The organism is Streptomyces sp. NPDC016469 (genome assembly GCF_040632905.1).
Taxonomy (GTDB): domain Bacteria; phylum Actinomycetota; class Actinomycetes; order Streptomycetales; family Streptomycetaceae; genus Streptomyces.
The window spans coordinates 144,459-163,280 of record NZ_JBEYCQ010000009.1 but is presented as its reverse complement, the minus strand read 5'-3'; the positions used below and the strand labels follow the sequence as shown (position 1 = coordinate 163,280).

Annotated in this window: 15 protein-coding genes; 12 read left to right on the top strand and 3 right to left on the bottom strand. The window is 71.1% G+C overall.

Features of this window, described 5'->3' with window-relative positions:
* Positions 1 to 62 precede the first annotated feature (62 nt).
* The 5 genes from ABZ565_RS13005 to ABZ565_RS12985 all read left to right on the top strand — a co-directional run bounded on the left by ABZ565_RS13005 (position 63) and on the right by ABZ565_RS12985 (position 5,911).
* Positions 63 to 809, top strand: coding sequence for an immunity 49 family protein (locus ABZ565_RS13005; protein ID WP_361024515.1), 747 nt, complete (start codon positions 63 to 65; stop codon positions 807 to 809).
* 41 nt (positions 810 to 850) lie between these two features.
* The gene (locus tag ABZ565_RS13000) at positions 851 to 2,305 is read left to right on the top strand and encodes a hypothetical protein (RefSeq protein WP_361024512.1); all 1,455 of its coding nucleotides are present in this window, start codon (positions 851 to 853) and stop codon (positions 2,303 to 2,305) included.
* A gap of 485 nt (positions 2,306 to 2,790) precedes the next feature.
* Complete coding sequence (locus ABZ565_RS12995) at positions 2,791 to 3,948, top strand: acyl-CoA dehydrogenase family protein (RefSeq protein ID WP_361024509.1); 1,158 nt, start codon at positions 2,791 to 2,793, stop codon at positions 3,946 to 3,948.
* A 19-nt stretch (positions 3,949 to 3,967) separates the two neighbouring features.
* Positions 3,968 to 4,879 (top strand): acyl-CoA thioesterase II, encoded by a 912-nt coding sequence (locus ABZ565_RS12990; protein WP_361024506.1) that lies wholly within the window; start codon positions 3,968 to 3,970, stop codon positions 4,877 to 4,879.
* A 57-nt stretch (positions 4,880 to 4,936) separates the two neighbouring features.
* Positions 4,937 to 5,911, top strand: a complete 975-nt coding sequence (locus ABZ565_RS12985; RefSeq protein WP_361024503.1) for a cation diffusion facilitator family transporter — start codon at positions 4,937 to 4,939, stop codon at positions 5,909 to 5,911.
* A gap of 4 nt (positions 5,912 to 5,915) precedes the next feature.
* Here the strand turns inward: ABZ565_RS12985 and ABZ565_RS12980 are convergent, their stop codons facing one another.
* Both ABZ565_RS12980 and ABZ565_RS12975 read right to left on the bottom strand, forming a co-directional pair.
* The gene (locus ABZ565_RS12980) at positions 5,916 to 6,695 is read right to left on the bottom strand and encodes a phosphatase (protein ID WP_361024499.1); all 780 of its coding nucleotides are present in this window, start codon (positions 6,693 to 6,695) and stop codon (positions 5,916 to 5,918) included.
* A 63-nt stretch (positions 6,696 to 6,758) separates the two neighbouring features.
* A complete protein-coding gene (locus ABZ565_RS12975; protein ID WP_361024496.1) occupies positions 6,759 to 7,382 on the bottom strand; it encodes a TetR/AcrR family transcriptional regulator in 624 nt (207 codons plus the stop codon).
* A 118-nt stretch (positions 7,383 to 7,500) separates the two neighbouring features.
* Between ABZ565_RS12975 and ABZ565_RS12970 the strand changes: the two genes are divergently transcribed.
* The 5 genes from ABZ565_RS12970 (at position 7,501) to ABZ565_RS12950 (ending at position 14,504) form a co-directional block, all read left to right on the top strand.
* Positions 7,501 to 9,108 carry a carboxyl transferase domain-containing protein gene (locus ABZ565_RS12970; protein WP_361024493.1) on the top strand — a complete coding sequence of 536 codons (1,608 nt, stop codon included), beginning with the start codon at positions 7,501 to 7,503 and terminating at the stop codon, positions 9,106 to 9,108.
* A 7-nt stretch (positions 9,109 to 9,115) separates the two neighbouring features.
* Complete coding sequence (locus ABZ565_RS12965; protein WP_361024490.1) at positions 9,116 to 11,212, top strand: acetyl/propionyl/methylcrotonyl-CoA carboxylase subunit alpha; 2,097 nt, start codon at positions 9,116 to 9,118, stop codon at positions 11,210 to 11,212.
* A complete protein-coding gene (locus ABZ565_RS12960; protein WP_361024487.1) occupies positions 11,209 to 12,162 on the top strand; it encodes a hydroxymethylglutaryl-CoA lyase in 954 nt (317 codons plus the stop codon). Before ABZ565_RS12965 ends, ABZ565_RS12960 begins: the two co-directional genes overlap by 4 nt.
* A 23-nt stretch (positions 12,163 to 12,185) precedes the next feature.
* On the top strand, positions 12,186 to 13,352 hold the full coding sequence (locus tag ABZ565_RS12955; protein ID WP_361024484.1) for an acyl-CoA dehydrogenase family protein: 1,167 nt from the start codon (positions 12,186 to 12,188) through the stop codon (positions 13,350 to 13,352).
* A 120-nt stretch (positions 13,353 to 13,472) separates the two neighbouring features.
* Entirely contained in the window at positions 13,473 to 14,504 is a 1,032-nt protein-coding gene (locus ABZ565_RS12950) for an ABC transporter substrate-binding protein (RefSeq protein ID WP_361024481.1), read from the top strand.
* Between the two features lie 55 nt (positions 14,505 to 14,559).
* On the opposite strand, the gene ABZ565_RS12945 is transcribed toward ABZ565_RS12950, so the two are convergent.
* The gene (locus ABZ565_RS12945) at positions 14,560 to 16,221 is read right to left on the bottom strand and encodes a beta-N-acetylhexosaminidase (protein ID WP_361024478.1); all 1,662 of its coding nucleotides are present in this window, start codon (positions 16,219 to 16,221) and stop codon (positions 14,560 to 14,562) included.
* A gap of 323 nt (positions 16,222 to 16,544) precedes the next feature.
* Between ABZ565_RS12945 and ABZ565_RS12940 the strand changes: the two genes are divergently transcribed.
* Both ABZ565_RS12940 and glmS read left to right on the top strand, forming a co-directional pair.
* Positions 16,545 to 16,820, top strand: coding sequence for a hypothetical protein (locus ABZ565_RS12940; RefSeq protein WP_018105728.1), 276 nt, complete (start codon positions 16,545 to 16,547; stop codon positions 16,818 to 16,820).
* A gap of 58 nt (positions 16,821 to 16,878) precedes the next feature.
* Positions 16,879 to 18,708 (top strand): glutamine--fructose-6-phosphate transaminase (isomerizing), encoded by a 1,830-nt coding sequence (gene glmS / locus ABZ565_RS12935; protein WP_361024475.1) that lies wholly within the window; start codon positions 16,879 to 16,881, stop codon positions 18,706 to 18,708.
* Positions 18,709 to 18,822: the final 114 nt, after the last annotated feature.

The following is an 18,822-nucleotide window of genomic DNA, read 5'->3' as shown; positions in this document are numbered from 1 at the left end:
ACGCACGAAACCTGAGCGCGGGGCTCCTGAGGACCATCGGAGCTCTGGAACGCTCGCCCGGGATGTTCGACAGTGGCCTCGGAAAATCCCTGTTGACTGTCCGGGCCCATCTGGCCACCGACCCGGACGCATCGGAGCTGCGCACCTGGGAGGCCGTGGTGACGGCGCTGCAGCTGCATTCCGCGCTGTTCGCGGCCGCCGATCGATCGCAGGGGCACGTCCTGTGCCGCATCGCGGAGGTGACGCGATCCATCCCGGCGACCGGACCGATCGGTTCCGCTAACCCCGGCCACTGGATCAACGCCTTCTGGCTGGCCATCGTCTGCCGCGACCAAGCACGGATGACCCAACTGTGCAGCGTACCGCTGGAGCTGCTGAGGGCGTCACGAGCGCGGTACGACGATTTCATGTTCGATTGGGTCGACACACTCCAGTCCTACTGGGACGAGCGTCCCGGCCTCGGCGGGAAACTCATCGCCACCATCGAAGGATCCCACCCCGACGTCGCGCGAGTGGCGGAGAAGGAATTCATCGACAAGATCCTGTACCAGCCGGTCAACCTCTTCCATCTCTTCGTACGCAAAGACCGGGCGGGTTTCAACCAGGCCCTCTTCGAAGCGTTGGAACTGCACAAGTCGTACTGGACGGAAACCCCGGAGAGAGAGGCCAGCGTCGAGGGCTATCTGGCGCTCGGCCCCTTGGCCATCACCTGCCTCGCCTACGACGCCGGATTCCCGATCGAGGTCGAATCCGACTATCTTCCCGCCCACCTGCTGAATCGCACCTGGGTGGGCGAATTCCCCACCTGAGGCTCTGCGAGCACCGTGACACCGCTCCGGGAGGAGTACCCGTGATCGCCAGTAAGCCCGTCGCCCGCTGGACCTGGGGACGTAGCGACGACAGCGGCGACGACCTGGAGCTGTGCTTGCGCGATGTGCTGACCGCGCACTCCGTCCTCGCCGCGCATGGGTTCGCTACCACCGACGCAGACGTACGACTGTCCGTCGCCGAGCTGGGAAGGCCGAAGAACTCCCTGTTCCGGGGCGCCCTGAGAACGGCCGACGACCCAGGGCACTTTGCCGAGACAGTCAGAGCATGCCTGGGCGACTCTCCGCCCGGCCCCGTGCACGCCGACGTGCGGTGCGACGGGCTGCTCGCATCGGCCGATGGGGACGCGCTCCAGTGCGGCCTGTTCGAGCTCGGCGCCTCGGCGTACGCCGGCTTCGTGGCCGTGGAACTAGTGACCCTCCACGACGCCTGGATGCCGTACGACCTCAAGGGGCGCCCCCAGGACAACGGCTACCCGACGAACTCCGCACGCCTGGCCGCCGCCCTGCCCGCGCTCGCCGACGCTCTCGGCTCCGAGACCGACCCGGGCGACCGGAGCCCGCTCGCCAGGGCGACCACTACCGGCGCCGACAACTTCTACGAGGAGGACGGCACCGCATCCGACGTGTGGTCCGCCTTCGAAGTCCCCCGCCGGTACGACGTGTTCACGCACGCCCCCGGCTTCGGCCGCATCGGCTACAAGCGCTCCGCCGATGGCGAGGTCCAGTACGTACCCGTGCTCGGTGGACACGGAATGCTCGGGTACCTCTGGGCCTCCGACGCCGAGAACGCAGCCGGCTTCGAGCCGAGGGACGTCGGTGACGACGAGACGTACCACGCCGGACTCCGCTGGCTGGACCGTCTGCACGCCGCCCACGACCAGGGCCTCGCGCCGTCCGACGCCCTGCTGCAACTCACCTCCCGCCTTCCGGAGGGGGACCACACCCCCGGCCGCATGCGCCTCGCCGTCCTCCGGGAACTGGCCGCCGGCCTGGGCACCGATGCGCCGGAACCCGGTTCGCACGCCTCCGAGTGGGCCGCCGGCATGCACCGTCACGCCGTGGGCCTCGCCGAGATGCTGGGCCTGAGCGAGCAGCGGTACACGGAAGACCCTCTGAACCTCCTGCCAGGTCTCCAGAACTACGTGGATCGCCTTCCGCTGGCGGAGTTCGAGCAGTCGGACTGGATCACCCTGCACACGGACCTGACCGCCTACCTGGGAGACCTCATGGTCCTGCGCCACGAGGCGACCTGGGTGGACGCGGAGGACTCCACGTCTCCCACCGGGCACCGGTGGCTCATCGAGGCGACCGGCCTGGACGGAAACCGCTATCGCGTAGAGCCGTACGACGTCGCCATGGAGGAATTCGAGCATCTCCCCATCGAGATCGGACGAATGATCGCAAACGCCGAAGCAGTGCTGCACCTGATGCCCTCACCCGGCCCTCGGCAGTTCGGCATCAGGGAGCCTTCGTGACCGTGACCATCCCTCGCCATGGCTCGCCTGGGCCCGACGACGAAGGTTTCGCGCGAGCCCTGACCGAGGAGACCATCGGTGAGATCTCCTCGGTCGAGCAGGCGCCGCACATGCTCGACGCCCTGTGGAACTCAGTGCGGACGTGTGTCAGCGCCCGCCCCAGGTTTCGATGCCTGAGCACATCGGGTCGACCGTCGAACGGGTACCCATGGCCGTGCTGCGCGACTCAGGCGCACAGCACGACGAATACCTCTACCACTGGGTACTGGGTCGGAGAATTCCCCACCTGACTCACATCCGGCCGGGCGCGGATCGCGCATCCCCATCGATCGGCGTCGCCACCACCCCGCGTCCCGCGTGCTCCGCATCACCCTGGACAGCCCCGTGACCGCCGGGTAACTTTTAACCATGGCTGAGCAAGCGCTTAGCCATGCCCCAGAAGACGTAGAAGACGTAGCAGTCGCAGCCGACCAGGGAGGCACCCCGTGCGCCGTACGGTATTCAACGAGGACCACGAGGCGTTCCGGGAGACCATCCGGGCCTTCATCGCGGCCGAGGTCGTGCCGGTGTACGAGGAGTGGTTCGCCGCCGGGCAGGCGCCTCGGGAGTTCTACAAGCAGCTCGGTGAGCTGGGCGTCTTCGGGATCAACGTGGACGAGGAGTACGATGGCGCGGGCATCGACTCGCACAAGTACGAGGCGATCATCTACGAGGAGACCGCCCGGGCCGGCGTCTCCTTCGGCGGGTCCGGCGTGCACACGCTGCTCGGGCTGCCGTACATCAAGATGCTCGCCACCGACGAGCAGAAGAAGCGCTGGCTGCCGAAGTTCGTCACCGGCGAGGAGATGTGGGCCCTCGCGATGACCGAGCCGGGCACCGGGTCGGACGTGGCGGGCATGAAGACCACCGCCAAGCTCTCCGAGGACGGCACGCACTACGTCCTCAACGGCGCCAAGACGTTCATCACCGGTGGCGTCCACGCCGACCGCGTCATCGTCTGCGCCCGCACCTCCGCCCCGCGCGAGGACGACCGCCGCTTCGGCATCTCGCTGTTCGCCGTGGACACCAAGTCCGAGGGCTACTCCATCGGCCGCAAGCTCGACAAGCTGGGCCTCAAGGTCTCCGACACCGCCGAGCTGGCGTTCGTGGACGTCAAGGTGCCCGCCGAGGACCTGCTCGGCGAGGAGAACAAGGGCTTCGGCTACCTCGGCACCAACCTGGCCTCCGAGCGCTGGGGCATCGCCTTCGGCGCGTACGCCCAGGCCGCCGCCGCCGTGCGGTTCGCCAAGGAGTACGTCCAGGAGCGCACCGTCTTCGGCAAGACCGTCGCCTCGTTCCAGAACACCAAGTTCGAGCTGGCCGCCTGCCAGGCCGAGGTGGACGCGGCCCAGGCCGTCGCCGACCGCGCGCTGGAGGCGCTGGACGCCGGTGAGCTGACCGCCGCCGAGGCCGCCTCCGCGAAGCTGTTCTGCACCGAGGTCGCCCACCGCGTGATCGACCGCTGCCTCCAGCTGCACGGCGGCTACGGCTTCATGAACGAGTACCCGATCGCCCGCCTGTACGCGGACAACCGCGTCAACCGCATCTACGGCGGCACCAGCGAGGTCATGAAGTCGATCATCGCCAAGTCCATGGGCCTGTAGGGACCGCGTCCACACACTCATGAGCACCGCACTCGATTCCCTGCTCGATCTGCTCGACCTGGAGCGGATCGAGCAGGACATCTTCCGGGGCACCAGCCGCTCGGCGGTCGTGCCCCGGGTCTTCGGCGGACAGGTCGCGGCCCAGGCGCTCGTCGCCGCGGGCCGCACCGTCCCCGCCGACCTTCCCCAAGCTCTCGGCTCCGCTCGAGCAGGGGAGGCCCCACTCGCCCACTCGCTGCACGCGTACTTCCTGCGCATGGGCGACCCGGGCGCGCCGATCGTCTACACCGTCGACCGCATCCGCGACGGCCGCTCCTTCACCACCCGGCGGGTCGTCGCCGTCCAGCACGGGCAGCCGATCTTCCATCTCTCCGCGTCCTTCCAGACGTACGAGGACGGGTTGGAGCACCAGGCGGACATGCCGCCCGCGCCCGACCCCGAGACGCTGCCCACCGCCGCCGAGATGCTGCCCCGCTACGCCGACCGGTTCAGCGACCCGGGCATGGTCGACCGGCTGGTCGAGGCGCGGGCCGCGGTCGATCTGCGGTACGTGGACGCGCCGCCGTTCGGCACGGTCGGCGAGCCCCGCGAGCCCAGGTCGCAGGTGTGGTTCCGTACGAACGGCAAGCTGGCCGACGACCCGCTGCTGCACGTCTGCATGGCGACGTACGTCTCCGACATGACGCTGCTCGACTCCGTGCTGCTCGCCCACGGGCGCGGCGGCTGGGCGGTCGGGGACGTCGTCGGGGCCAGCCTGGACCACGCGATGTGGTTCCACCGGCCGTTCCGGGCCGACGAGTGGCTGCTGTACGACCAGGAGTCGCCGTCCGCGTCCGGCGGGCGCGGCCTCGGCCAGGCCCGCATCTACACCCAGGACGGCCGCCTGGCGATCACCGTCATCCAGGAGGGTGTGGTCAGGGTCCCCCGGTGACCGGCCCCCGGCCGCGCATCGGACATGAGCGGGCCGTGCGCGGACATACTCACCGGCATGACTGACGAGAAAAGCAGCAGTGGCGGGGGGTCCACGTTCACCGTCGTCGTCGCGGCGCTGGCCAATCTCGGCATCGCCGTGGCGAAGGCGGTCGCCGGGCTGATCAGCGGGTCGAGCGCGATGCTCTCCGAGGCGGCCCACTCCGTCGCCGACACCGTCACCGAGGTCCTGCTGCTCACCGCGCTCAAGCGCAGCGAGAAACCGGCAGACGAGGACCACCCGCTGGGGTACGGCCCCGAGCGGTACATCTGGGCGCTGCTGGCCTCCGTCGCGACCTTCGTCGGCGGCGCGGTCTTCTCGGTCTACGACGGGGTGCACACGCTGCTCGCGGGCGAGGACCTGGGCAGTCCGCTGCTCTCGTACCTCGTGCTCCTCGTCGCCTTCCTGCTTGAGGGCTTCTCGCTGCGGACCGGGCTCAAGCAGGTCCGCGAGGAGGCCAAGGAGCTGGGCGCGCCCGCCCGGCACTACTTCCGGCGCACCCCGGACACCGCCGTCAAGGCGGTCGTGATGGAGGACTCGGCGGCTCTGCTCGGGCTGCTGCTCGCGGCGGGCGGGCTGCTCGGCGGCCAGCTGACCGGGTCCGGGGTGTGGGACGGCATCGCCTCGCTGCTGATCGGGGCGCTGCTGGTGTACGTGGCGTGGGTGCTCGGCCGGTCCAACATCCAGCTGCTGATCGGGCGGCCGGTGTCGCGGCCGATGCGGGACGGCATCCGGGAGGAGCTGCTCGGCATCGACCACCTCATCTCCGTACTGGAGCTGACCACGCTCATCCAGGGGCCGGACGAGATCCTGGTCGCCGCGAAGGTCGACTTCCGGGACACCGTCACCGCCGAGCAGGTCGAGACGGCGTGCGAGGAGGCCGAGCGCCGGCTGCGGCAGCGGTACGCGTCCATCAAACGGGTGTACCTGGACCCCACGTCGGGGCGCGAGGCGCGCCGCCGGGCCCGCGCGGCCGAGGAGGAGGGGCTCTGAAGCCTCAGAGCAGCCCCGCCGCGTCGAGCAGGTAGTCCGTCATCGGGTCGTAGAAGCGCGGGTCCAGGACGTGGTCGTCCAGCGGGACCGCCACCTGGAGGGTGCCCTCGGACTCGCCGAGGAACAGCGCGGGGTCGTTGCAGTCCGCGTACCCGATGGCGTCCAGGCCGCGCTGCGCCGCGCATCCGGCCCAGCCGTGGTCGGCGACGACGAGGTCGGGCAGCGGGCGGCCCTCGCGCTCCAGGCCGTCGAGGATGGCGGCCATGGGGGCCGGGGAGTGGGTGTGCCAGAGCGTCGCGCCGCGCTCCTGGACGGCGACGTCCGCGAACTGGAAGACCATGCCCTCGTCGGCCATCAGGCCGCCCGGGATCCGTACGATCTCGCAGCCGGCCGTCCGCAGTGCCTGCGCGGTCTGGCGGTGGACGTCGAGCAGGCCGCCGGGGTGGCCGGTGGCGAAGAGGACCCGCTCGGCGCCCTCGACGGCCTTGCGGAGCCGGGCGGCGGCCCGCTCCAGGGCGTCGACGGTCAGCTCGGGGTCGATGGTGTCCTGCCCGAACCGGTGCTCCGGGTCGTCGCTGACCCCGCACCGCTCGGCCATCACGGCCAGCACGTCCTGCTCGTCGCGCCACCGGTCGCCCAGCTCCAGGCCCAGCCAGTAGTGCCGGTCCCCGTTGGCCAGGCTGCGGTAGTGGGCCAGGTTGTTGTCGCGCGGGGTGGCGACGTCCCCCGCGATGCGCGTACGGACGAGGTGTTCGACGAGGGCGGCGCGGCTGGGTATCGGCATGGGCCCATTGTGCCGTGACGCGTGCCCGGCGTCCCGGGCGTCCGCCCCTGGATACGCGGCAGGTCAGTCCGCGCGCGCCCCCGCCGCGGCGAACGCGCCCCGGGCCAGCCGGTGCAGCAGGGCCGCCGTCTCGGTGCGGCCGGGCAGGGCGCCGGGGCGGCCCAGGTGGGGGGTGGAGTTGAGCAGGCCGAAGACGGCGTGGACGGTGGCGCGGGCCTCGTGTTCGGGCAGGTCCGGGTAGAGGTCGCGGACGACGGCGACCCAGACCTCGACGTACTGCCGCTGGAGGCGGCGCACCCGCTTGCGGTCGGTGTCCCGCAGGCGGTCCAGCTCCCGGTCGTGCAGGGTGATCAGGGGGCGGTCGTCGAGGGCGAAGTCGATGTGGCCCTCGATGAGCGCGTCCAGCAGGGCCTCGGGCGATCCGTCGCCGGAGGCGGCGTCCTCGGAGACCCGGAGTTCTCCGCCGGCCAGCAGCCGTTCGCTGATGCCGACGAGGAGCTCGGCGAGCATCGCGTCCTTGCCGGGGAAGTGGCGGTAGAGGCCGGGGCCGCTGATGCCGACGGCGGCCCCTATCTCGTCTACGCCGACACCGTGGAAGCCGCGCTCGGCGAAGAGCCGGGCGGCCTCCCGGAGGATCTGCTCGCGGCGGGTGGGGGCCGCGACGCGGGCGGCGGCATGGGTGCTCATGAGCAGCCATTCTAGACAGGCGGGTTAGCGATCGTTAACCTGTAGCCACGTTAACGCTCATTAACACGGTGGCGTTGGCGATCGGAACGGCGCGGTACGGGCAAGGGGGCTCGACACGATGCAGCAGGCACCGGTGCTGACGAGCGCGGCGGATCCCGCCTCGGCGGCCTGGCAGGCCAACGAGGCGGCGCACCACGCGCTCGCCGACGAGCTGCGCAAGCGGCTCGCCACGGCCAGGCTCGGCGGAGGTGAGAGGGCCCGCGCGCGGCACGTGGCGCGCGGCAAGTTGCTGCCCAGGGAGCGGGTGGACACCCTGCTCGACCCGGGCTCGCCCTTCCTGGAGCTGGCCCCGCTGGCGGCCGAGGGGCTCTACGGGGGCGCCGCACCGGCCGCCGGGGTGATCGCCGGGATCGGCCGGGTCAGCGGCCGGGAGTGCGTGGTCGTCGCCAACGACGCGACGGTCAAGGGCGGCACGTACTACCCGATGACCGTGAAGAAGCACCTGCGGGCCCAGGAGGTGGCGCTGGAGAATCGTCTCCCCTGCCTGTATCTGGTGGACTCGGGCGGCGCCTTCCTGCCGATGCAGGACGAGGTCTTCCCGGACCGCGAGCACTTCGGCCGGATCTTCTACAACCAGGCCCGGATGTCGGGCGCCGGCATCCCGCAGATCGCGGCGGTCCTCGGCTCCTGCACGGCGGGCGGGGCGTACGTCCCGGCGATGAGCGACGAGGCCGTCATCGTGCGGAACCAGGGCACGATCTTCCTCGGCGGCCCGCCGCTGGTGAAGGCCGCCACCGGCGAGGTGGTCACGGCCGAGGAGCTGGGCGGCGGTGAGGTGCACTCCCGTACGTCGGGCGTCACCGACCACCTCGCGGAGGACGACGCGCACGCCCTGCGGATCGTGCGGAACATCGTGGCCACGCTGCCGGACCGGGGCGCGCTGCCCTGGTCGGTGCGGCCGGTCGAGGAGCCGAAGGTGGACCCGGCCGGGCTCTACGGAGCGGTCCCGGTCGACTCGCGTACGCCGTACGACGTGCGCGAGGTGATCGCCCGGGTGGTCGACGGCTCGCGGTTCGCCGAGTTCAAGGCGGAGTACGGCCAGACACTGATCACCGGCTTCGCGCACATCCACGGCCACCCGGTCGGGATCGTCGCCAACAACGGCATCCTGTTCTCCGAGTCCGCCCAGAAGGGCGCGCACTTCATCGAGCTGTGCGACCAGCGCGGCATCCCGCTGGTCTTCCTCCAGAACATCTCGGGCTTCATGGTCGGCCGGGACTACGAGGCCGGCGGCATCGCCAAGCACGGCGCGAAGATGGTCACCGCCGTCGCCTGCACCCGCGTGCCGAAGCTGACCGTGGTCGTCGGCGGCTCCTACGGCGCGGGCAACTACTCCATGTGCGGCCGGGCCTACAGCCCCCGGTTCCTGTGGATGTGGCCCAACGCGAAGATCTCCGTCATGGGCGGCGAGCAGGCCGCGTCCGTCCTCGCCACGGTCAAGCGCGACCAGCTGGGCGACGACTGGAGCGCCGAGGACGAGGAAGCCTTCAAGGCCCCGATCCGCGAGCAGTACGAGACCCAGGGCAACGCGTACTACGCCACCGCCCGGCTCTGGGACGACGGGGTGATCGACCCGCTGGAGACCCGGCAGGTGCTGGGCCTCGCCCTGACCGCGTGCGCCAACGCGCCCTTGGGCGACGCCGGCTTCGGCGTCTTCCGGATGTGAGGAAGAGATGACGATGTTCGACACGGTCCTCGTCGCCAACCGCGGCGAGATCGCGGTCCGGGTGATCCGGACCCTGCGCGAGCTGGGCGTGCGCTCGGTCGCCGTCTTCAGCGACGCGGACGCGGACGCGCGGCACGTGCGGGAGGCCGACACGGCGGTACGGATCGGCCCCGCGCCCGCCTCGGAGAGCTATCTGAGCGCCGACCGCCTTCTGGAGGCCGCCCGCCGCACCGGCGCTCAGGCGGTCCACCCCGGCTACGGCTTCCTCGCGGAGAACGCGGCGTTCGCCCGGGCATGCACGGAGGCGGGGCTCGTCTTCATCGGGCCGCCCGCCACCGCGATCTCGCTGATGGGCGACAAGATCCGGGCCAAGGAGACGGTCGCCGCGGCGGGCGTTCCCGTCGTCCCCGGCTCCTCCGGGAGCGGCCTGAGCGACGCCGAGCTGGCGGAGGCGGCGGCCGGGATCGGCATGCCCGTGCTGCTGAAGCCCTCGGCGGGCGGCGGCGGCAAGGGCATGCGGCTGGTCCGGGACGCGGCGCTGCTCGCGGACGAGATCGCGGCGGCCCGGCGCGAGGCCCGCGCCTCCTTCGGCGACGACACGCTGCTGGTGGAGCGGTGGATCGACCGGCCGCGCCACATCGAGATCCAGGTCCTGGCCGACTCCCACGGCAACGTGGTGCACCTGGGCGAGCGCGAGTGCTCGCTCCAGCGCCGCCACCAGAAGATCATCGAGGAGGCCCCGTCCGTCCTGCTCGACGAGGCGACCCGGGCCTCGATGGGCGAGGCGGCCGTCCAGGCGGCCCGCTCCTGCGGGTACGTCGGCGCGGGCACGGTGGAGTTCATCGTCCCGGGCAGTGACCCGTCCTCGTACTACTTCATGGAGATGAACACCCGCCTCCAGGTCGAGCACCCGGTGACCGAGCTGATCACCGGACTCGACCTGGTGGAGTGGCAGCTGCGCGTCGCCGCCGGTGAGCCGCTGCCGTACGGGCAGGACGACATCACGCTCACCGGGCACGCCGTGGAGGCCCGGGTCTGCGCCGAGGACCCGGCGCGCGGCTTCCTGCCCTCGGGCGGCACCGTGCTGGCGCTCCACGAGCCGCAGGGCGGCGGGGTGCGCACCGACTCGGGGCTCGCCGAGGGCGGCGAGGTCGGCAGCCTGTACGACCCGATGCTGTCCAAGGTCATCGCGTACGGCCCCGACCGGGCGACCGCCCTGCGCCGGCTGCGGGTGGCCCTGGCGGACACCGTCGTCCTCGGCGTCCCGGTCAACGCGGGCTTCCTGCGCCGGCTGCTGGCCCACCCGGCCGTGGTGGCGGGTGAGCTGGACACGGGCCTGGTGGAGCGCGAGGTGGCCGCGCTGGTCCCGGAGGGCGTGCCGGAGGAGGTGTACGCGGCGGCCGCGCTGCTGCGGCAGCACACCGCGTCCATCGCCGCCCGTCCCGCCGCCGGTGCCTGGGCCGACCCGTTCTCGGCCGGGAACGGCTGGCGGCTCGGCGGCGCCCCGGCCCGTACGGTGCTCGACTTCCACATCCCGGGCCACGACCCGGTCCAGGTGGGCCTGCGGCCGTGCGGCGGCGGGGACACGGAGCTGACGTTCGGCCATGTCGGCGAGGGCGCGAGCCCGCCCGCCCCGGAATCGGGCTCCTGCGGACCGCTGGGGCCGCTGCCCGGTACGGCGGAGAAGGCCAGGACGCTGTCGGCCGGTGACGGCCGGATCGCGTTCGAACTCGCCGGGGTCACCCATGTGTTCGCGTACGCGGTCTCCCCGGAGGGGCACTGGCTCGGCCGGGACGGCGACAGCTGGCACGTCCGGGACCACGACCCGGTCGAGGCGTCGCTGACCGGCGCCGCCCGCTCCGGCGCGGACACGCTCGCCGCGCCCATGCCCGGGACGGTGACCGTGGTGAAGGTGGCCGTCGGGGACGAGGTCGCCGCCGGGCAGAGCCTGCTGGTGGTGGAGGCGATGAAGATGGAGCACGTCATCTCCGCGCCGCACGCCGGCACCGTGACCGAACTCGACGTGACCGCCGGGACCACGGTCGCCATGGACCAGGTGCTCGCCGTGGTCGTGCCGGCCGCCGGTGCCGGGGAGGACGCATGACCACCACCGCCCGTGCCCTGCCGATGACCGTGCCCGCCGAGGGGCTGCCCGCCCGGGTCCGCATCCACGAGGTCGGCGCCCGTGACGGCCTGCAGAACGAGAAGGAGGTCGTCCCGACCGAGGTGAAGGCGGAGTTCATCCGTCGGCTCGCGGTGGCCGGGCTGACCACGATCGAGGCCACCAGCTTCGTGCACCCCAAGTGGGTGCCCCAACTCGCCGACGCGGAGCAGTTGTTCCCGATGCTCGGGGACATCGCGGACGTCGGTGACGTGGCGCTGCCGGTCCTCGTGCCGAATGAACGCGGGCTCGACCGGGCCCTGGCGCTCGGGGCCCGCGGGATCGCGGTGTTCGGCTCCGCGACGGAGACGTTCGCCGCGCGCAACCTCAACCGCACGGTGGACGAGTCGCTGGCGATGTTCGCGCCGGTGGTGGCCCGGGCCAAGGCGGAGGCGGTGCGGGTGCGCGGCTATCTGTCGATGTGCTTCGGCGACCCGTGGGAGGGCGCCGTGCCCGTCCCGCAGGTCGTCCGGGTCGCCAAGGCGCTGATGGACCTCGGCTGCGACGAGCTGTCCCTCGGCGACACCATCGGCGTCGCCACCCCCGGCCACGTGACCGCGCTGCTGACCGGGCTGAACGAGGCCGGGGTGGCCACCGACGTGATCGGGGTGCACTTCCACGACACGTACGGGCAGGCCCTGTCCAACACCCTCGCCGCGCTGCGGCACGGCGTGTCCACGGTGGACGCGTCGGCGGGCGGCCTCGGCGGCTGCCCGTACGCGAAGAGCGCGACCGGAAACCTCGCCACCGAGGATCTCGTGTGGATGCTCGACGGCCTCGGCATCGAAACCGGGGTCGACCTCGGCGAGCTCACCGCCACCAGCGTGTGGCTCGCCGGCCACCTGGGCCGACCCAGCCCTTCCCGTACCGTCCGCGCACTCGCGGCGCAGTGAACGCCCACAAGGAGAACGTCCCCATGTCCCTGGACCACCGGCTGACCGCCGAGCACGAGGAACTGCGCCGGACCGTCGAGGAGTTCGCGCACGACGTCGTCGCCCCGAAGATCGGCGACTTCTACGAGCGGCACGAGTTCCCGTACGAGATCGTGCGCGAGATGGGGCGGATGGGCCTGTTCGGGCTGCCGTTCCCGGAGGAGTACGGCGGGATGGGCGGCGACTACCTCGCGCTCGGCATCGCCCTGGAGGAGCTGGCCCGGGTCGACTCCTCGGTCGCGATCACGCTGGAGGCGGGCGTCTCGCTGGGCGCGATGCCGGTCTACCGCTTCGGCACCGAGGAGCAGAAGCGGCGGTGGCTGCCGAGGCTCTGCTCGGGCGAGGCGCTGGGGGCGTTCGGGCTCACCGAGCCGGACGGCGGCTCGGACGCGGGCGGCACCCGGACGACCGCCGTGCGCGACGAGGCGACGGGCGAGTGGGTGATCAACGGCTCCAAGTGCTTCATCACCAACTCCGGTACGGACATCACCGAGTTGGTGACGGTCACGGCGGTGACCGGCCGCAAGGAGAACGGCGCCCCGCTGATCTCCTCGATCATCGTCCCCTCCGGCACCCCCGGCTTCACGGTGGCCGCCCCCTACTCCAAGGTCGGCTGGAACGCCTCGGACACCCGTGAGCTGTCCTTCGCCGACGTGCGCGTCCCGCTGGAGAACCTGCTCGGCGAGGAGGGCCGGGGCTACGCGCAGTTCCTGCGCATCCTGGACGAGGGCCGGATCGCCATCGCGGCGCTCTCGACGGGCCTGGCGCAGGGCTGTGTGGACGAGTCGGTGAAGTACGCGGCCGAGCGGCACGCCTTCGGGAAGCCGATCGGTGCCAACCAGGCCATCCAGTTCAAGATCGCGGACATGGAGATGCGGGCGCACATGGCCCGCATCGGCTGGCGGGACGCGGCGTCCCGGCTGCTGGCGGAGGAGCCGTTCAAGAAGGAGGCGGCCATCGCCAAGCTGTACTCCTCGACGGTGGCCGTGGACAACGCCCGCGAGGCGACCCAGATCCACGGCGGCTACGGCTTCATGAACGAGTACCCGGTGGCCCGGATGTGGCGCGACTCCAAGATCCTGGAGATCGGCGAGGGCACCAGCGAGGTGCAGCGCATGCTGATCGCCCGCGAGCTGGGGCTGCAAGCCTGATCCGTGGCACCGCGCTCCGTACGGGCCGGGGCCCCTGGTGGACACAGCCTGAGGTTAGGCTAACCTTCCCTCGAACGTGTCACCGGCCGGTCCCCGGCTCGTACGAAAGCGGACTCCGTCATGAGCACAACACGAGCGTCCCGTCCCACCCGTCGCGGCCTGCTGGCCATGGGCGGCGCCGTCGGTCTCGGCGCCGTACTGGCGGCCTGCGGCGGCAGCGACGCGAAGGACTCCGCCGGCTCGGGCTCCAAGAGCACCGACGCCGGGCCGTGGAAGTTCAAGGACGACCGGGGCCAGGTCGCCGAGGCCGCGTCCGTACCGAAGAACATCGTCGCCTTCACCGGCGTCGCCGCCGCCCTCCACGACTACGGCATCGAGGTCAAGGCGGTCTTCGGCCCGACGAAGACCAAGGACGGCAAGCCGGACGTGCAGGCCGGCGACCTCGACATCAGCAAGGTCGAGATCCTGGGCAACGTCTGGGGCGAGTTCAACGTCGAGAAGTACGCCGCGCTCGGCCCGGAGCTGCTGGTCACGGCGATGTGGGAGAAGGACGCCCTCTGGTACGTGCCGGACCAGTCCAAGGACAAGATCCTGAAGCTGGCCCCGAGCGTCGCACTGTGGGCCGCCGAGACCACCATCCCGAAGGCGATCCGGCGCCACGAGGACCTGGCGGCCTCGCTGGGCGCCGACGTGAAGTCCGCGAAGGTCGTCGCGGCGAAGACCCGGTTCGAGAAGGCGGCGGCCCGGCTGCGCGCGGCCGCGAAGTCGAAGCCGGAGATCAAGGTCATGGTCGGCTCGGCCAGCCAGGACCTGTTCTACGTCTCGCTCGCCAAGATGTCCGCCGACACCCTGTACTTCCAGGAGCTGGGCGTGAAGTTCGTCGAGCCGAAGGTGAACTCGGCGGGCTTCTTCGAGGAGCTGAGCTGGGAGAACGTCGACAAGTACGGCGCCGACGTGATCATGATGGACAACCGCTCCTCGGCCCTCCAGCCCGAGGCGCTGACCTCCAAGCCGACCTGGGCGCAGCTGCCCGCGGTCAAGGCGGGCCAGGTCATCCCGCGTACCACCGAGCCGATCTACAGCTACGACAAGTGCGCGCCGATCCTGGAGGACCTGGCGAAGGCCATCGAGAACGCCAAGAAGGTCGCCTGACGCGACCGTTCACCGCCCCGGCGGCCGGAAACCCGGCCGCCGGGGCGGTGCCGTGTCAGCTCCCGCCGGTCTCCGACGCGGGCCACGGGACCTGGGGCGAGCGGTAGTAGTCGATGCCCTGGGCGGTGAACCGCTCCCCGAGCGCCGCCAGCCGCAGCTTGTACGTGTCCCAGTCGTGCGTCGACGCCGGCGACCAGGCCAGCTCGGCGGCGCCGGGCAGCCGCGGGAAGGCCATCACGTCGATGTCGTCGCTGTCGGTCAGGGTCTCGGACCAGATCGGCGCCTCGACGCCGAGCACGGAGTCCTCCGGGGCGCCGGTGAGATACGTCCCCGGGTCCCAGTCGTAACTGCGCTGGACCTCGACGGTGCCGGCCCACTTCAGGCCCAGTACGGTCTGGTCGTTGTACTTCATGTCGAGGTACACCCGGTCCGCCGGCGACAGCACCAGCTTCGTGCCGTTCTTCGCCGCGTCCACCACCTGCTGCCGGTCGGCGGCGCTGGTCTTGTCGTAGCCCCAGTACTGCGCGACGGCGCCCTTCACCGGGTGAGCGCCGGTCAGCTGGTGCCAGCCCATCACGGTCTTGCCGTACTTCCCGACGATCGCCTGGGCCCGGTCCATGATCGCCACGTAGTCCTCGTGGGTGGTGGAGTGCGCCTCGTCGCCGCCGATGTGGAAGTACCGGCCGGGCGTGAGCGCGGCCACCTCGCCGACGACGTCGTCGATGAAGTCGTACGTGACGTCCTTGCCGGCGCACAGCGTGCTGAAACCGACCTTGATGCCGGTGTAGAGCGGCGGCGCGACACCGTCGCAGTTCAGCTCGGCGTACGAGGCGAGAGCGGCGTTGGTGTGGCTCGGCATGTCGATCTCCGGGACCACCTCCAGGTAGCGGGAGGCCGCGTACCGCACGATCTCCTGGTACTGCTCCTTGGTGTAGTACCCGCCGGGCCCGCCGCCGACCTCGGTGGAGCCGCCGTACGTGGCCAGCCTCGGCCAGGAGTCGACGGCGATGCGCCAGCCCTGGTCGTCGGAGAGGTGGATGTGGAAGGTGTTGTACTTGTACTGGGCGACCTGGTCGATGTAGCGCTTGACCTCGTCCACCGAGAAGAAGTGGCGCGCGACGTCGAGCATCGCACCCCGGTAGGCGTAGCGCGGGGTGTCGGTGATGGAGCCGCCGGCGACGCGCCAGGGGCCCTTCTGGCGGGTGTCGCGCTCCACTTGGGCCGGAAGCAGCTGGCGCAGCGTCTGGACGCCGTGGAAGAGCCCCGCGGGCTGCCTGGCGGTGATGGTGACGTTGCCGCGGCGGGAGGTGAGCGTGTAGCCCTCCGCGCCCAGCTTGCCGGCGCGGGGGTCGAGCCGGAGCCGGATGCCGTCGCCGCCGTCCTTGGTGGTGACGGGCAGGGCGAACCCGGTGGAGGGGCGCAGCAGGCCCGCCAGGTAGTCGCCGATCCTGCGGGCCTCACCGGAGGCGCCGAGGGCCCGGATCCTGGTGGAGCCGTTGAGCATGTAGGGGTCGCCGCCGGGTCTGACCGAGGCGGGGGCGGGCACCACCTGGCCGAGCGGCCTGGGCGCCCACGCCACCGCGGTCGCACTCGCGGCGGACGCCTGTGGGGCGGCGCACGCGCTGGAGACACCGGCCGCCGCGACGAGAAGCAGCGAACCGAGGAGCCGGGGAAGAGTACGGGGAAGAGCACTGCGGCGTACCGTGTGCAGTCTCACAAGCCGGGTCCCTTTCTGGGGGGTCACTCTGCTGGGTCTCCTGACCTTTCTCCGTCGCCATGCGTACCGCGCGCCTCACGGGTGGTCAAGGTGTAGACCACTACTCGCCGTTGGTCACCCAGGCACCCTGATGAGCTTTTGCGTCTTATGTGGACATTCACCCCTTCGGCTCCGACCACTGCCGCCCCACGCCCTCCCCCGCACCGCCGTGCCGCCCGAGCGAAATCCACCCAAGCCAGAAAAACGGGGCCAGTATCGCGGTTCCCTGCCCGATATCGGGCAGGATTGTTGCGCTCGGGCCCCTTCCGCCGCAGTATCGACAGGTGCTCGAACGCCTCTCGTCGTACGACGACCTCATTGACCACGTGGTGCGCAGCACCACGCTGCCCCGCGGCGAAGCCGCCCGGGTGATCCTCGACGTGCTGGCGTACTTCGACGAGACGACCGAGGTCTTCGTCCGCCGCCGCCACCGCGAACTGCAGGCCGGCGGCCTGGTGAACACGGAGATCTTCGAGCGGATCGCGGCCGAACTGCCGCACCGCGCGGTCGCGCCGCCGGAGCTCTCGCTCCGTCAGCTGCGCCGGATCGTCTACGGCTGAGGCCGCCTCGCGGCCGGGTACCCCTTTACTTGTTCGTCGTCGGAGGACAGACAGCTCTATGTGCGGAATCGTCGGTTACATCGGAAAGCGTGACGTGGCCCCTCTGCTGCTGGAGGGTTTGCAGCGGCTGGAATACCGGGGTTACGACTCCGCCGGGATCGTGATCACCGGGAAGCCCGCGGCCGGGAAGCCCGCCGCGCTGAAGTCGGTCAAGGCCAAGGGCCGGGTCCGCGAGCTGGAGTCCCGGGTCCCCAAGCGCTTCGCCGGCACGACCGGCATCGCCCACACCCGCTGGGCGACCCACGGCGCCCCCAGCGACGAGAACGCCCACCCGCACCTGGACGCCGAGGGCAAGGTCGCCGTCGTCCACAACGGGATCATCGACAACGCCGCCGAGCTGCGGACCCGGCTGACCGCCGAGGGCGTCGTCTTCCTCTCCGAGACCGACACCGAGGTGCTGGTCCACCTGATCGCCCGCTCGGGCGCCGGGACCCTGGAGGAGAAGGTCCGCGAGGCCCTGCGCTCCGTCGAGGGCACCTACGGTATCGCCGTCCTGCACGCCGACTTCAACGACCGCATCGTGGTCGCCCGCAACGGCTCCCCGGTCGTCCTCGGCATCGGCGAGAAGGAGATGTTCGTCGCCTCCGACGTCGCCGCCCTGGTCGCCCACACCCGCCAGGTGGTCACCCTGGACGACGGCGAGATGGCCACCCTGAAGGCCGATGACTTCCGTACCTACACCACGGAGGGCTCGACCACGACGGCCACGCCGACCACCGTGGAGTGGGAGGCCGAGTCGTACGACATGGGCGGCCACGACACGTACATGCACAAGGAGATCTCGGAGCAGGCGGACGCCGTCGACCGGGTGCTGCGCGGCCGGATCGACGACCGGTTCTCCACGGTGCACCTGGGCGGCCTCAACCTGGACGCCCGCGAGGCGCGCGGGGTCCGCCGGATCAAGATCCTCGGCTGCGGCACCTCGTACCACGCGGGCCAGATCGGCGCCCAGCTGATCGAGGAGCTGGCCCGCATCCCCGCGGACGCCGAGCCCGCCTCCGAGTTCCGCTACCGCAACCCGGTCGTGGACCCCGACACGCTGTACGTCGCGGTCTCGCAGTCCGGTGAGACGTACGACGTGCTGGCCGCCGTCCAGGAGCTGAAGCGCAAGGGCGCCCGGGTCCTCGGTGTGGTCAACGTGGTCGGCTCGGCGATCGCCCGCGAGGCGGACGGCGGCACGTACGTGCACGCGGGCCCCGAGGTGTGCGTGGTCTCCACCAAGTGCTTCACCAACACCGTGGTCGCCTTCGCGCTGCTGGCGCTGCACCTGGGCCGCATCCGGGACCTGTCGGTCGCCGACGGCAAGCGGATCATCGAGGGCCTGCGCAAGCTGCCCGCCCAGATCAGCGAGATCCTGGCGGGCGAGGACGAGATCAAGCGGCTGGCCGCCGAGTACGCGGACGCGAAGTCGATGATGTTCATCGGCCGGGTGCGCGGCTACCCCGTGGCCCGTGAGGCGTCGCTGAAGCTCAAGGAGGTCTCGTACATCCACGCCGAGGCGTACCCGGCCTCCGAGCTGAAGCACGGCCCCCTGGCCCTGATCGAGCCCGCGATGCCGACCGTGGCGATCGTGCCGGACGACGACCTGCTGGAGAAGAACCGCGCCGCGATGGAGGAGATCAAGGCCCGCAGCGGCCGCATCCTCGCCGTGGCCCACCAGGTGCAGGAGAAGGCCGACCACACCATCGTCGTGCCGAAGAACGAGAACGAGCTGGACCCGATCCTCATGGGCATCCCGCTCCAGCTCTTCGCGTACCACACGGCACTGGCCATGGGCCGGGACATCGACAAGCCCCGCAACCTGGCGAAGTCGGTCACCGTCGAATAGTCACGTGACGCAGGGGGCCCCGCGGTCGGTGACCGCGGGGCCTTCCGCGTACGGGCCGGAACCGGCCCCGGAGCGGCCGGGAAGGGCCCATGCGGCCTTTTCCACAGGCGAGTT

Bases quoted from the DNA above. Each gene is read 5' to 3' on its own strand.
- ABZ565_RS13005 (WP_361024515.1), top strand. From the start codon at position 63: ATGTTCGACAGTGGCCTCGGAAAATCCCTGTTGACTGTCCGGGCCCAT.
- ABZ565_RS12990 (WP_361024506.1), top strand. From the start codon at position 3,968: ATGAGCACCGCACTCGATTCCCTGCTCGATCTGCTCGACCTGGAGCGG.
- ABZ565_RS12985 (WP_361024503.1), top strand. From the start codon at position 4,937: ATGACTGACGAGAAAAGCAGCAGTGGCGGGGGGTCCACGTTCACCGTC.
- ABZ565_RS12980 (WP_361024499.1), bottom strand. From the start codon at position 6,695: ATGCCGATACCCAGCCGCGCCGCCCTCGTCGAACACCTCGTCCGTACG.
- ABZ565_RS12975 (WP_361024496.1), bottom strand. From the start codon at position 7,382: ATGAGCACCCATGCCGCCGCCCGCGTCGCGGCCCCCACCCGCCGCGAG.
- ABZ565_RS12970 (WP_361024493.1), top strand. From the start codon at position 7,501: ATGCAGCAGGCACCGGTGCTGACGAGCGCGGCGGATCCCGCCTCGGCG.
- ABZ565_RS12965 (WP_361024490.1), top strand. From the start codon at position 9,116: ATGACGATGTTCGACACGGTCCTCGTCGCCAACCGCGGCGAGATCGCG.
- ABZ565_RS12960 (WP_361024487.1), top strand. From the start codon at position 11,209: ATGACCACCACCGCCCGTGCCCTGCCGATGACCGTGCCCGCCGAGGGG.
- ABZ565_RS12955 (WP_361024484.1), top strand. From the start codon at position 12,186: ATGTCCCTGGACCACCGGCTGACCGCCGAGCACGAGGAACTGCGCCGG.
- ABZ565_RS12950 (WP_361024481.1), top strand. From the start codon at position 13,473: ATGAGCACAACACGAGCGTCCCGTCCCACCCGTCGCGGCCTGCTGGCC.
- glmS (WP_361024475.1), top strand. From the start codon at position 16,879: ATGTGCGGAATCGTCGGTTACATCGGAAAGCGTGACGTGGCCCCTCTG.